Genomic DNA, 12,570 nt, shown 5'->3' with positions numbered 1-12,570 from the left:
ATGAAATCTAGAAAATAAACTTTGGTCATTATCCACTTTAACACCTTATTATTCCGACAAGCGATAATGATCAGGTTTGAACCGAAAAACAGAGGGATTTAATTGAGGAAAAACTGCTTCACACATACAGGCGTGGGAACGCTGATCTCCTTACTGGTATAAGTAAGCTGGCCGGTTTGTGGGTTCCTTTTGAAGAACACTACATTATCATTGTCGCGGTTGGTCACAATCGCGAAATCTCCTTTTTGGTCGATCAGGAAATTGCGGGGATGTTTTCCATGCGTTTCTGCGTGTCCGGCAATGGTTAGCTTGCCTGTTTGGGCGTCAACAGCGTAAATGGCCAGACTTTCGTGTCCGCGGTTGGAAGCATACAGGAATTTTCCATCGGGTGAAAAGTGAATGTCTGCCGCGGAATTTTTACCCGTAAAATCAGAAGGAAGCATGGTCACCCGCTCCATAGGAACCAGCGCACCTGAGTTTTTGACGATTTTGAAAGAATTGACAACAGAACCAAGCTCACCAGCCGAATAGGCGAAGTTTCCGTTCGGGTGAATAGCGAAGTGGCGAGGGCCGTCACCTGCTTTTACTTCTACGTAAGGAACAGCGCCCGGCGTGAGCTTACCAGTTTTTGGGTCAACTGAGTAAATCATGATTTTATCAATCCCCAGATCGGAAGCGTAGATGTACTTGCCGTCTGCTGAGGGGATTACCGAATGCATATGCGGTTTTTGCGACGCTGCACCCTTGTCCTGAATGCTGTCTGCCGCCGCACCGATTGTTCCGTCACCATTAAGCAGGTAAACGCCGAGTTGCCCGCTTCCGTAATTGGAAACATACAGAAAACGGCCTTTGGGGTCCACGCTTACGTGGCAAGGGCCTTTTCCGAGCGATGATTTCGAATTCAATGCCGTGAGTTTCCCGGTGGCGTCGATGGCATAGGAAGACACCGTGCTGTTGCCTTCGTTGGCAGCGTACATGAATTTTTTGTTGGGATGGAATTCCAGGAATGAGGGGCTGTTTTTATTGACCAAAACCTGCAATTCTTTGTAAGACAGATCTTTTCTGTCGAACTCGTAAACATAAATGCCTTCGCCCTTCTGGGTGTAAGTGCCTACGTAAAGGAGTTCTTTTCCGGAATTTTGTGCGAATGTCATGATCGCGGAGATTAAGCAAATGAATGTTAGCAATGTATTGCGCATGGTTCAGGAATTAAATGTATGGATCAATTTCCGGTGTGATAACAACCGGTTTATTCAAAAATCAATGTGCCGAATTTGTTGAATTCGTGGAAGCTTCCGCCCGTTTTTTGCCAGGAGTAATAAGCCGTTTCGGCGTCATAATCAATGCGGTAGAAATTGCCGCGCCATTTGGTCCCTGACTTTGGTGTGCCCGCGACCATAGGGCTCATTAATGTATAGGGAATAAAAAATTCAGCTTTCCAACCTTCCACCGACGCCATACTTTTCTTCTGCCCGCCTTGTGCGCTCGTTGCGTGTTGTACGCGGTTGCGATCGTTGTAATGCCAGGCTTTCCAGCCTTCGGTTCGGCCTTTGATGTTGGCGATAATAATCGGAAGTTCGTAATCCAATGGGGAAAGTTCGTATTCCAGATAAATGGGCAGCGAAGTGTCTGGCCAGAGAAAAACCTCCACAACATCCTCTTTAAACAGCAAACCAAAATCTTCCATGATGGTCGCGGTCAGTTTCTTATCCGTGCAATCAAAAAGGAAATACATGCCTTTGTCAGAGTACAGAATTTTCACTTTGGTGGGAAATTGTTTTCCCGGCGCGGACTGTTTTGGGCCTTTCTGAACGGTAATGTCAAAGGCCCTGGCAGTGGCCCAATTGGCGGAGCTTCCTTCTCCGTCTATCTTGAAATCTGTGGTTTTTTTGATGACCATGGACGAGTCGGGGTCTGCGGCTTGGGAAACCGCGCCCGACGCAACGGCGCCCGACGCAACGGCGCCCGATAAAATTCCCGCCCACAGTGAAAGGAGGACAAATCTTTTCAACATTATTTTATGGTTTAGGATTGGAATAGGTCCCGCGAGGGCGGGTTTCGGCAATTTCATTAGGTTTTTAGATATTACCAAATGATTATTTCTCTCCAGTGCCTCGTCCAGGCTCACTTTTCCCGTTTCCATCTTGCTTTGGAATGATTATTTAAAGAGTTGTTCATATAGAATCAACAAACCATTTAACTTTTAAAATTATGATACGCGAACGAGGAGAACCCGCAATAGCTGATACCAGCAAACCAATTCTTGAAGCACCCGTAGTTCCTGATTTTCCGACTAACACGCAACAAACGCGCTCGGTAGCCGATGATCCGGATCTGGTAGGCGGTAATGATGACGATGATCTGGACGTAGACGATGATGCAGATGATGCGTTGCCGCAAGATGTCCTGGATGACGATGACGACAGCCTGCTTGACGATGATGAGCCGGTGATTATTGATGGTGACGAGATTGTAGAACGTGATGATGATGATGAGGACGATGATATCTTGTAGACGTTCCGTCTGATAATTTTTCCTGAAAAAGGGAATATGATTGGCCCCCGGATTATCGATCCGGGGGCTTTTTTGTGTGCTTAATGAGTAATGATATCTCTGTTGCCGCTTTTCCAGCTTATGAAGGAAGATTTTTCTTATCCACACCTTTACCTAACCCATGCAGTCCACAGACAAAAATGTTTCCCAAAGCATTACCCAGGTAATTGCTGCTTCTTCTCTTGGTACTTTAATTGAATGGTATGATTTCTACATTTTTGGCAGTCTGGCTGTTATTATCGGACAGCAACTTTTCCCCAGCGACGCCGGCGCTTCTGCGTTAATCAACACCCTCGCCATTTTCGCTGCCGGCTTCATCGTGCGACCATTCGGCGCACTGGTTTTTGGTCGGTTAGGAGATCTGATCGGCAGAAAATATACATTTCTGCTGACCCTGGTTTTAATGGGCGGCTCCACTTTTCTTATTGGATTAATTCCTTCCTATTCGAGCATTGGTTATGCCGCGCCAATTTTGGTTTTGATATTGAGATTGGTACAGGGACTTGCGCTTGGGGGCGAGTACGGCGGTGCAGCCACCTATGTAGCGGAGCACGCGCCAGTGGGCAAAAGAGGGTTTTTCACCAGCTGGATCCAGACCACTGCAACACTGGGATTATTTCTTTCACTGGGTGTTATTGTGCTTACAAAGAACATGTTAGGCGCGGAAGCGTTTGCGGATTGGGGCTGGCGGATTCCGTTCCTGGTGTCTATATTACTGGTTGGTGTTTCCATCTATATCCGGATGAAAATGCATGAATCCCCGGTTTTCACGAAGCTGAAAGCCGAAGGAAAAGTCTCTACCAATCCATTAAAAGAGAGTTTTCAGAAGAAGGCTAATTTCAAAATGGTGTTGCTCGCATTATTCGGGGCAACAATGGGGCAGGGGGTTGTATGGTATACCGGGCAGTTTTATGCACAATCATTTTTGGAAAATACATGTAAGCTCGATTTCAATGAATCGCGTTACATTCTGTTATGGGCGATCTTGTTTGCGACGCCATTTTTCGTTGTATTCGGTTCATGGAGTGATAAAGTGGGCCGAAAATGGATCATGCTGACGGGCATGCTGCTAGGTGTGCTCTGTTACCGGCCAATTTATCAATATTTTATTGATGCAACCAATGTAAAGGAATTCCAGAAAACGGAGCTGAAAAGTGCATCAGACCCGGTTGTGGAAAGAACGCTGGTCAAAGACACGAAAGATTCGCTGATCACGACCACCGTATTTAAAACATTGAACAGCGGAATCACTTTTAAGGAAGCCACAGTGGTCACTATTCCTGATGATGTGCTGGCAACATTCCCCGAACCGCAGACGGTGATTAAAGACGTGACGCTTTCAGGTTCAACGTACATTATTATTATTGCGTTGGTCTTCTTCCAGGTTTTGCTGGTTACGATGGTTTACGGGCCTATCGCGGCATTTTTGGTGGAATTGTTTCCAACAAAGATCCGCTACACATCGATGTCGCTTCCTTACCACATTGGCAATGGCGTTTTTGGCGGTTTGGTGCCGTTCATCGCCACCTTGGTCGCCTCTTTCAGCGGTTCCACGCCATTATCGGGCCTTTGGTATCCGATCGGAATTGCGGCGCTTTCCTTTGTGATCGGGGCGGTTTATATTGATAATAAAGGAGATGCAAATGTTGAGGATTAAGCCTCATTTTGTTAAAATAAGATTTAAAAATTGTTCGATATGAATGCTTTAAAGAAATTTCTGGGGATTGTCTGGATGCTGCTGGGGCCGGTAATCATTATATTCCTCTTCATGCAGGCCAGCGAGAAAATTGGGCTGGCTGCGGAGGGAATTGCCAGGACAAACACAACTTTACAATGGTCGATCATTATCCTGATATTCATCCCCATTTGCGCCGGGCTGGTCATTTTCGGTTATTATGGCTGGAAAGGCGAGTATGAAAAGTTACCCGGAAGTTCGGCTGATTTATAGGAAGAAGGAATTATCAAACCTCTTCTTTTGTGGATTTGGTGCTTGTTAACATTGATTTGTCAGGATAGTTTCTATTTTTGACGATCTCAAAATGCGAGCATCAACCATGAAAGAAGACGTTTTTATTTTGTCCGCAGCACGGACACCGATTGGAAGTTTTGGAGGAAGTTTGTCATCCGTTCATGCTGCAAAACTCGGTGCAACGGCCATCCAGGGCGCTATTGAGAAGGCGGGCGTTGCTGCCGGGCAGGTTCAGGAAGTGATTATGGGCAATGTGATTTCGGCCAATCTCGGACAGGCTCCGGCGCGGCAGGCGGCATTGTATGCGGGCTTGCCAAACAATGTAATTTGTTCAACAGTCAATAAAGTGTGCGCTTCGGGAATGAAGGCTGTGGTTTTTGGCGCGCAATCGATCCAGCTGGGCGATGCTGAGCTGATCGTGGCGGGCGGGATGGAAAGCATGTCCCAAGTGCCTTATTATCTGCCCAAAGCCAGAAACGGTTACGGCTACGGGAACGGCGAAATCATTGATGGTTTGCTGAGAGACGGTTTGGTAGACGTTTATGACCAGATCGGAATGGGCTTATGCGGCGACAGGACGGCGGAAAAATATAATATTTCGCGAGAAGAGCAGGATGCATTCGCCATTCGCTCCTATACAAAAAGTGCGGAATCAACGGCTAATGGATTTTTTCAAAAAGAAATAAAAGCTGTGGAAGTACCTTCGCTAAAAGGCGGGGAAGCGACGATTGTGTCTGAGGACGAGGAATTTAAAAAGGTGAAATTTGAAAAAATCCCTTTCTTAAAGCCTGTTTTTTCCAAAGACGGAACAGTCACAGCAGCCAATGCTTCCACCATTAATGATGGCGCTTCGGCACTGGTTATTGCAGGAAATGAATTTGTAAAAAGCAATGGTGTGAAGCCGCTGGCGAGAATCGTGGCTTATGCCGACGCGGAACAGGAACCGGCCTGGTTCACAACAACGCCCGTTTTGGCAACGCAAAAGGTTTTGAAGAAAGCCGGGATCTCACTTTCGCAAATAGATTATTTTGAAGTGAATGAGGCATTTGCTGTCGTGGCGCTGGCTTACATTAAAATGCTGGAACTCGACATTGAAAAAGTGAATGTCTTTGGTGGTGCGGTGTCGCTGGGCCATCCGTTGGGATCTTCCGGCTCACGCATTATCGCCACATTACTTTCTGTTTTAGAACAAAATAATGGTCGTTATGGCCTGGCTTCCATTTGTAACGGCGGCGGCGGCGCTTCGGCGGTAATTATCGAAAGATTGTAAAAATTAGCGGATTAGGACTTTGAGGCGATTGTAAAATCCGGTGCTTTTGAATGTGAATGTTTTGTGCAAAATGTAATTGCTTACAAAACTGAAACCCATTCCTGTCAAATACGAGCCCATTTCGGTGAGGTTAACCTGTTTTTTACCAAAAGGAAGTTTCACAATGTAAATGTCCATGCCCAAAACTTCTGTGGCGAGCTTGAATGATCCTAATGTGAAAATTTTGGTAACACCCAGGGAAATTAGCGCTACGATCAGGAACTTCACCATTTCGCGGCGCGTCTGATTGCTGCGGCGTGCGTCGAATGCGAATAATTTGGTAAGAATAAAACCTACAACAAATCCTACTAAATAAGAAAGTGTAATGGATTCACTCCAGGTGACATCAAACCAATCCTGGATTAAACTGCTTGATACAAGTTGTATTACTGCCCCGGTGCCCGCAACAAGAAAATACGCTATTAAATCTTTGGCATTGAGAATTTTATCCTGCTTTACTTGGGCCACTTGAGAGTTGGTTAATGGACTGCCGGGAACAACTATGGCCCAATATTAGAAATAAATTGATCCTGAAACAAAACGGGATTCGGAATTTGAGCAAGTGGAATTGGAGGTTAAGGCCGAAGTTATGGCACTATTTTTGCCCTCTTTACCATTTTGAACCATGATTATGAAAAAGTTTCTTCTTCTCGTTACTCTTTTATCTGGCGCAATTCCAGCCTTTGCACAAACTCAAAAATGGGCGGTCGGATTTGAAGTCGGTGAGCCTATCGCGGTGAGTTTAAGAAAATACGGTGAGCGTAATGCGCTGGACATCAGCATCGGAACCTACATTGGATTATTTAAAAGTAAGGATAATTACAAAGTCAGCAATGATGATCTGGGGGGTGTAGGAGTTATGTTTAATGCGACTTATCTTTGGTATGCGCCTTTGTTCAACGAACGGATGATTGCGTATGCAGGCCCGGGTGTGCAGGTGAATTCGAGAAGATATTACCCAGACCGTAATGTAAAATCTGTTTATACAACCAACATTTCAACGGGGCCGTCGGCAACAGCCGGACTTGAATTCTTTTTCTCTCAGAAGCCGGCCTCTTTTTTTATTGAAGGCGGCGGTTACCTGGAATTGATACCGAAATTCTTTTACTTCAATCCCAACCTGAGCATTGGGTTGAGACATAACTTTTAACAACAAAAAACCGTGAAAAATATTTATATAATCTGCTGTATGGCCGCTTTGGCGGTGATCAGCTCGTCGTGTTCTCAGCAGTTACAAAGGCGTTACGATCAGCGGCACGGCACATCGTCCAGCAGCCGCGACGATTCTGACCGGTCGTATGACAGCGATTATCGTTCCAACAGTGGCACTTACAAACGGGATTACGACCGCGTACTGAATGATTCGCCCCGCAATGATTCGCAAAATGCCGGTTCGCCCGGAACCGCAGATTACAATCAGCAGCTTATTGCGCAATATCAGGAAATGGACAAGCTCGGGGAAGTGGTTTTGTATGAGCTGGACAACCTGGAAAACCGCTATAATGTGTTGATCAATGAATACAGAACAGCCAAATCTGCGCAGAAGGGCGTTTTGGCAGATCAATTGGACAGGATCAGTGCGGATCAGCTGGTGCTCTATCGGGCATATACCAACATTTACCGCAACGGAAAAACCAATTGGGTTTCTGTAAAAAGGGATGTTGAAAACGATTTGAGATCGGTTAGGAGGGTTGCCGACCGCTGATTACCAACCTGCGCCTTTGGTGTTGGTTCTCACCCTGCATACATAACCGTCCACGGTCATATATAATGTAGAACCATCATTTCCCCAGGCACAATTGGACGTCAGTTCACCCATTTCGATTCTGCCTAATAACTTCCCGGCCGGTGTTATAACCAGCATTCCGCCGGGGCCGGATGACCACAAATTGCCTTCCTTATCTATTTTTAAGCCGTCCGGCAAGCCTTGTTTTCCAGTTTTTAGCATGGGTGTTGCATCGTAAATGAGTCTCCCTTTTCCTGCAACACTTCCATTTTCATCCACATTATAGGCCATGATCACTGCTTTTTCGGGATCGGATTGGGCAATGTAGAGGATTTTTCCATCGGGAGAAAAAGCCAATCCGTTTGGTCTGGTGAGATCCGGGATCTGCAAACTTACTTTCCCGTCTTTTGAGATGCGGTAAACGCCAAATTGCTTTGTTTCCCTGCTTGGATCATTGTGCTTTTTGGCCATTCCATACGGCGGATCAGTGAAATAATAACTGCCGTTAGCATGCTCTGTAACATCATTTGGGCTGTTGAACCTTTTGCCCTCGAAATGGTCTGCCAGCGTTATTTTTCCCCCTACTTTTAATGATACGGCCGAAATGCGCCGGTCGCCGTGCTCGCAGGAAACGAGCCGGCCTTTGCTGTCGATAATCAGGCCATTGCTGCCTGGCTCATCGCTGTAAACGCCCCTGCCTGTGTAGCCTGAAGGTTCCAGGAAAACGGATAGGCCACTTTTTTCATCCCATTTGTAAATTCTGTTTTTGGGAACATCGGAAAACAGTAAAAAGCTGCTATCCTTCACCCAGACCGGCCCTTCGGACCATTCAAAACCCGAAGCGAGCACTTCGATTTTCGCATCTTTTGCAAGCAACTTCTCAAACGCCGGATCCTCGTAGATGATCTTGCCCATGGTAGGATAAGATTTTTGGGCAAAACTGATGGATGAAAGCAGTAAAAGAAAAGGCAGAACGTGCTTGCAGAGCTTCATGATTCCAGCGTTTATTTAGATAGAAAACCTTATTATGGAATTAAAGAAGCGAATGCACTGCAACCTACTGTCTAAATTTCAGGAATGAGAAGCAAGGATAAGGCTCGAATGCGGCGCGAGCTGCATGGTTTGTAATGTGCCGGAATGCTGCGGGTCTGTGGAAAAAAGAATGTGCGTGAATGCTGACTTGTCTTCCGGCATCAGAATGGGCTTGTCGTAACTGCTCAAATTGTGAATGATAACCAGCGATTTATCCACATGTGGCCGGAAATAAGAGAGCATCTGATCGTCTTGCAGGCACACGCGATGCAGGTTTGGTGCAAAGATCTGGCTCAGCGCGGGTTCGGATTTCCGCAAGTTTATCAATGTTTTATAATGATTAAAAACAGAATCCGGATCTTCGGTTTGTACGGATAAGGGTGCAATGGTTTCTGATTTTGAAAATTGCGCATCAATCCAGCTCGCAGTGCAGCTGTTTTCCGCATCCCCGGACCAGATAAACGGCTCCCTGATGTAGGGGTCGGGCTTGGTGCCGAGCATGCCAATTTCTTCACCATAATAAATGTACGGCTGTCCCGGCAAGGTCAGCAGAATGCTGGCGGCCATTTTGATCTTTGCTTTCTGATTGCCGGTAACGCTCGCAATGCGGTCCTGATCGTGGTTTGTGAGCATGATCGCGTCCACGAACAGCGGGTTGTATTTTTCAAAAACCGCATAACTCGCCTGTAACTTTTCAACAATATCCTCATCCCGCTCACCAATTAACATGCGTTGCAGGGCGAAGCTGAGATCAAAATGAAAAGTTGCGTCCAGATATCGGAAATAAGGCGCAACTTCCTCCGTTTCGGCCCAAACTTCTCCGACCGTAAATGCTTCAGGCTTAATGTCCTGCACCAGCTTTGAAAAATATTGCCAGAATTCGACGCTCAAATGTTTCTCCCATTCCGGGTAGACGTGCCGGGCGGCGTCGAGCCGGAAACCGTCCACACCGACGTCAACGAGCCAAAATCGCAAAATCTTTTTTAACTCGGCGCGCAAGGCCTCGGAATGATAATTAAGGTCCGGCATGCCTACGAAAAAAAGGCCGTAATATTTTTCAGGATCTTCGAGATTTTGGTGCCAGGGATAAACGACTTGCGAATCGTCCGAAGTTTCCCTTGTAGAAATGCCTAATGCTTCGATTTGTGGCGGCGTCATCCACCAGTAAAATTCGCGGTAAGCATTCGCATTGTTTTTTCGTGCTTCGGAAAACCACGGATGCAGGGTGCTGGTATGGTTAATGATCAGGTCCAGGTAAATTTCAATGCCCCGCTCGTGCGCACCTTCGAGCAGTTTTTTGAAGTCATCCATTGTTCCAAATTCGGGTTCAATGGCGTAATAATCTGTTACATCGTATTTATGATAACTGGGCGAAGGATGGATCGGCGTGAGCCAGATTGCCTCTATGCCCAGATCGGACAGATAATCGAGTTTAGAAATGATGCCATTTAAATCACCAATCCCATCGCCATTCGAGTCACAAAATGAACGGACAAAAATCTCGTAGCAAACCCTCGGAATAAATCTTGACTTATCTGCAATCATATTAATGTCGCCTGAATTTGGCTTTGGCCAGCTTAGCTGATGAAATACGGTTTCAGCAATTTATAAACAATATGCACCGGCAAGCCCATAATTGTGTAAAAAGATCCTTCGATTTTTTGAACCCCAACCATCCCGATCCATTCCTGAATGCCATAGGAACCTGCTTTATCGAAGGGTTTATATTGTTCAATATAATGTGTTATTTCCCATTCCTCCAAGGCGCTGAATGTCACTGCTGCGATGTCTGAAACGGTCTGGATCGTATTTTCCGATAGCAAGCTTACCGATGTAATCACCGTATGCGATCGACCGGACAACATTTCCAGCATTTTAAATGCTTCGGCACGATCCGCAGGTTTTCCCAAAATTTCGTGGTCAGCAACAACGATGGTGTCGGCAGTCAGGACGATCGCATCCGGCCTGATGCCCCTGAACATATCCGCTTTTCCTTTCGAAATATAGTCGGCAACTTGCTCAGCGGGCAACGTTATTGGAAAGGTTTCATCGGTTGGCAGCACTTCAACGGTAAAATCAAAACCTGCGTCGTTAAGCAGTTGTTTTCTCCGTGGTGAATTGGAAGCGAGAATGAGCGGCTTTTGTAATGAAATCATGTAAGACAAAAATATTTTTCTCAGCGATGAACCATTCGGTTATAAATAGATGTTATGACATTAAATGTATATACATCATAAATACATTTACATTCAGCTATGTCTATTGAAACTGATATAAAACAAAAAAAATTTCGAAGCGCTTACCAGCGACTCGCGTTGAACCTGATTTATACGAGCAACTGGCTGGAATCTAAGCAACACGAATTTTTTAAAGAATACGATATCACGAGCCAGCAATACAATGTGCTGCGGATCTTGCGCGGACAACAATTGAACCCGATCAAGGTAAGTGATATTACGGAAAGGATGCTTGATAAAAATTCTAATACATCCCGACTTGTAGACAAGCTTTTGGCCAAGAACCTGGCGAAACGTTCGTCGTGCCCGAATGACAGAAGAGCTGTGGATGTGTTGATAACAGAAGAAGGCTTGAAGATGCTTGAAGAGCTTGATCCGCATGTGGCAGAGTGGGAGGACCGCTTTAATGTGATCTCGGTAGAGGAAGCGGATCAGATCAATGCAATGCTGGATAAGCTTCGCGAGGCTGACCATTAAAGAATGAATAACCAAAAAGTGAATAACCCAATAATTTAAAACAATCAATTAATTTAAAAATGAAAACTACAATGAAATCCGTTAAATTTTTCCTTGCTTCTGTTGCAGTTGCGCTTTTCGTTTCTGGCTTGGTATCAGCAGATGACAAAGTTAAAAAGGCGACAAATTTGAAAGTAAACACCTCCAAAAGCGAGCTGACCTGGGTTGGTAAAAAAGTAACTGGCGAGCATACTGGTAAAATTGCCCTGAAAGAAGGAACGATCACCATGGACGGCGCTAAACTGACTGGCGGTAAGTTCGTTGCTGACTTGACAACCATCACAAATACAGACCTTGCCGACAAAGAATACAACGGTAAACTGATCGGCCATTTGAAATCGGATGATTTCTTTGCTGTTGAAAAACACCCGACTGCAACATTTGTCGTGACAAAAGCGACACCAAAATCAACTGGCGTTTACGAAGTTACCGGCGACCTGACGATTAAAGGCATCACAAAACCTGTGACTTTCCCTGTAACTGTGAAGACAACAGCAACCGGTGCAGAAGCAACTGGTAAAATCGTTGTAGACCGTTCGAAATACGACATTAAATATAATTCAAAGTCTTTCTTTGAAAACCTGGGCGACAAAATGATCAATGACGATTTCACAATTGACGTGAAATTGGTAGCGGCCAAATAATCGACTGACATTTAAAATTTTCATGGCTAAGATTGTTAACCTGTCCGACCTTTTGGTTGGGCAGGTTTTTGTTTGTATATCAAAAAAATGTCAGTTGTTAAACTCCCTGTATTTGGGAAAATCGTCCATAAAATGGATCTGACCATTCACCGCCTGGAAACAATAGTGGCTGATGCCATTGGTAACAGCCAGATATTGAGGTTGTAATGTAAAATTGTAGCGGCTGATCTGTGCAAAGGTGGCGTCGGTGACGGATATGAAAGGCGCTTTGCATTCTACCAAAAGAAATGGTAGTGAGTCACCGGATAAGATCACAATGTCCGTTCTTTTGGCCAATGTGTTGTATTGAAGGCCGGTTTCCACTGCGAAAAGGGATTTTGGATAACCATACTCCGTGATCAGCAAATGAATAAAATGCTGCCTTACCCATTCCTCCGGCGTAAGTGAAACGAATTTCCTGCGTATAATGTCGAAGATATGCGGTTTCCCGTTAACGTGCTTAACTTTGTAAGCAAACGTCGGGAGGTTCAAAGATTCCATGAACGAAGATACACATCACAACAAACGCAGCCAATAAACGCATT

The 12,570-nt window shown here is 45.4% G+C and carries 15 protein-coding genes; 8 read left to right on the top strand and 7 right to left on the bottom strand.

The features are described 5' to 3' along the window. Positions 1 to 98 precede the first annotated feature (98 nt). Both NFI81_RS09480 and NFI81_RS09475 read right to left on the bottom strand, forming a co-directional pair. Positions 99 to 1,154 carry a lactonase family protein gene (locus NFI81_RS09480; protein WP_234612693.1) on the bottom strand — a complete coding sequence of 352 codons (1,056 nt, stop codon included), beginning with the start codon at positions 1,152 to 1,154 and terminating at the stop codon, positions 99 to 101. A 95-nt stretch (positions 1,155 to 1,249) separates the two neighbouring features. Next, positions 1,250 to 2,014 carry a carbohydrate-binding family 9-like protein gene (locus NFI81_RS09475; RefSeq protein ID WP_234612695.1) on the bottom strand — a complete coding sequence of 255 codons (765 nt, stop codon included), beginning with the start codon at positions 2,012 to 2,014 and terminating at the stop codon, positions 1,250 to 1,252. A 197-nt stretch (positions 2,015 to 2,211) separates the two neighbouring features. Here NFI81_RS09475 and NFI81_RS09470 point away from each other — a divergent pair, with 197 nt between their 5' ends. The 4 genes from NFI81_RS09470 (at position 2,212) to NFI81_RS09455 (ending at position 5,792) form a co-directional block, all read left to right on the top strand. Continuing rightward, complete coding sequence (locus NFI81_RS09470; protein ID WP_234612696.1) at positions 2,212 to 2,514, top strand: hypothetical protein; 303 nt, start codon at positions 2,212 to 2,214, stop codon at positions 2,512 to 2,514. Positions 2,515 to 2,674: 160 nt separating this feature from the next. Next, positions 2,675 to 4,210: an MFS transporter gene (locus tag NFI81_RS09465; RefSeq protein ID WP_234612697.1), complete on the top strand. Its 1,536-nt coding sequence runs from the start codon at positions 2,675 to 2,677 to the stop codon at positions 4,208 to 4,210. Between the two features lie 39 nt (positions 4,211 to 4,249). After that, entirely contained in the window at positions 4,250 to 4,501 is a 252-nt protein-coding gene (locus NFI81_RS09460) for a DUF6814 family protein (RefSeq protein ID WP_234612698.1), read from the top strand. Positions 4,502 to 4,607: 106 nt separating this feature from the next. Then, entirely contained in the window at positions 4,608 to 5,792 is a 1,185-nt protein-coding gene (locus NFI81_RS09455) for an acetyl-CoA C-acyltransferase (protein WP_234612699.1), read from the top strand. Between the two features lie 3 nt (positions 5,793 to 5,795). Here NFI81_RS09455 and NFI81_RS09450 read toward each other — a convergent pair whose 3' ends face one another. After that, entirely contained in the window at positions 5,796 to 6,299 is a 504-nt protein-coding gene (locus tag NFI81_RS09450) for a GtrA family protein (protein WP_234612700.1), read from the bottom strand. A 163-nt stretch (positions 6,300 to 6,462) separates the two neighbouring features. Between NFI81_RS09450 and NFI81_RS09445 the strand changes: the two genes are divergently transcribed. Beyond that, positions 6,463 to 6,981: a hypothetical protein gene (locus NFI81_RS09445; protein ID WP_234612701.1), complete on the top strand. Its 519-nt coding sequence runs from the start codon at positions 6,463 to 6,465 to the stop codon at positions 6,979 to 6,981. 12 nt (positions 6,982 to 6,993) lie between these two features. Beyond that, entirely contained in the window at positions 6,994 to 7,536 is a 543-nt protein-coding gene (locus NFI81_RS09440) for a hypothetical protein (protein WP_234612702.1), read from the top strand. Here NFI81_RS09440 and NFI81_RS09435 read toward each other — a convergent pair whose 3' ends face one another. From NFI81_RS09435 to NFI81_RS09425, 3 genes are all read right to left on the bottom strand, one after another. Further along, the gene (locus NFI81_RS09435; RefSeq protein ID WP_234612703.1) at positions 7,537 to 8,550 is read right to left on the bottom strand and encodes an SMP-30/gluconolactonase/LRE family protein; all 1,014 of its coding nucleotides are present in this window, start codon (positions 8,548 to 8,550) and stop codon (positions 7,537 to 7,539) included. A 78-nt stretch (positions 8,551 to 8,628) separates the two neighbouring features. Next, positions 8,629 to 10,134, bottom strand: a complete 1,506-nt coding sequence (locus NFI81_RS09430; RefSeq protein ID WP_234612704.1) for an alpha-amylase family glycosyl hydrolase — start codon at positions 10,132 to 10,134, stop codon at positions 8,629 to 8,631. A gap of 32 nt (positions 10,135 to 10,166) precedes the next feature. Further along, a complete protein-coding gene (locus NFI81_RS09425; RefSeq protein ID WP_234612706.1) occupies positions 10,167 to 10,745 on the bottom strand; it encodes a Maf family nucleotide pyrophosphatase in 579 nt (192 codons plus the stop codon). Between the two features lie 99 nt (positions 10,746 to 10,844). Between NFI81_RS09425 and NFI81_RS09420 the strand changes: the two genes are divergently transcribed. Both NFI81_RS09420 and NFI81_RS09415 read left to right on the top strand, forming a co-directional pair. Next, positions 10,845 to 11,303: a MarR family winged helix-turn-helix transcriptional regulator gene (locus NFI81_RS09420; protein WP_234612708.1), complete on the top strand. Its 459-nt coding sequence runs from the start codon at positions 10,845 to 10,847 to the stop codon at positions 11,301 to 11,303. Between the two features lie 71 nt (positions 11,304 to 11,374). Continuing rightward, positions 11,375 to 11,986: a YceI family protein gene (locus NFI81_RS09415; RefSeq protein ID WP_234612710.1), complete on the top strand. Its 612-nt coding sequence runs from the start codon at positions 11,375 to 11,377 to the stop codon at positions 11,984 to 11,986. Positions 11,987 to 12,076: 90 nt separating this feature from the next. Here NFI81_RS09415 and NFI81_RS09410 read toward each other — a convergent pair whose 3' ends face one another. Then, a complete protein-coding gene (locus NFI81_RS09410; protein WP_234612711.1) occupies positions 12,077 to 12,526 on the bottom strand; it encodes a type I restriction enzyme HsdR N-terminal domain-containing protein in 450 nt (149 codons plus the stop codon). Positions 12,527 to 12,570: the final 44 nt, after the last annotated feature.

The sequence above is a fragment of the Dyadobacter fanqingshengii genome (assembly GCF_023822005.2).
Classification (GTDB): domain Bacteria; phylum Bacteroidota; class Bacteroidia; order Cytophagales; family Spirosomataceae; genus Dyadobacter; species Dyadobacter fanqingshengii.
The sequence above is the reverse complement of the archived record's forward strand: the minus strand, read 5'-3'. Positions and strand labels throughout refer to the sequence as shown.

Bases quoted from the DNA above. Each gene is read 5' to 3' on its own strand.
- NFI81_RS09480 (WP_234612693.1), bottom strand. From the start codon at position 1,154: ATGACATTCGCACAAAATTCCGGAAAAGAACTCCTTTACGTAGGCACT.
- NFI81_RS09475 (WP_234612695.1), bottom strand. From the start codon at position 2,014: ATGTTGAAAAGATTTGTCCTCCTTTCACTGTGGGCGGGAATTTTATCG.
- NFI81_RS09470 (WP_234612696.1), top strand. From the start codon at position 2,212: ATGATACGCGAACGAGGAGAACCCGCAATAGCTGATACCAGCAAACCA.
- NFI81_RS09465 (WP_234612697.1), top strand. From the start codon at position 2,675: ATGCAGTCCACAGACAAAAATGTTTCCCAAAGCATTACCCAGGTAATT.
- NFI81_RS09460 (WP_234612698.1), top strand. From the start codon at position 4,250: ATGAATGCTTTAAAGAAATTTCTGGGGATTGTCTGGATGCTGCTGGGG.
- NFI81_RS09455 (WP_234612699.1), top strand. From the start codon at position 4,608: ATGAAAGAAGACGTTTTTATTTTGTCCGCAGCACGGACACCGATTGGA.
- NFI81_RS09445 (WP_234612701.1), top strand. From the start codon at position 6,463: ATGAAAAAGTTTCTTCTTCTCGTTACTCTTTTATCTGGCGCAATTCCA.
- NFI81_RS09435 (WP_234612703.1), bottom strand. From the start codon at position 8,550: ATGAAGCTCTGCAAGCACGTTCTGCCTTTTCTTTTACTGCTTTCATCC.
- NFI81_RS09430 (WP_234612704.1), bottom strand. From the start codon at position 10,134: ATGATTGCAGATAAGTCAAGATTTATTCCGAGGGTTTGCTACGAGATT.
- NFI81_RS09425 (WP_234612706.1), bottom strand. From the start codon at position 10,745: ATGATTTCATTACAAAAGCCGCTCATTCTCGCTTCCAATTCACCACGG.
- NFI81_RS09420 (WP_234612708.1), top strand. From the start codon at position 10,845: ATGTCTATTGAAACTGATATAAAACAAAAAAAATTTCGAAGCGCTTAC.
- NFI81_RS09415 (WP_234612710.1), top strand. From the start codon at position 11,375: ATGAAATCCGTTAAATTTTTCCTTGCTTCTGTTGCAGTTGCGCTTTTC.
- NFI81_RS09410 (WP_234612711.1), bottom strand. From the start codon at position 12,526: ATGGAATCTTTGAACCTCCCGACGTTTGCTTACAAAGTTAAGCACGTT.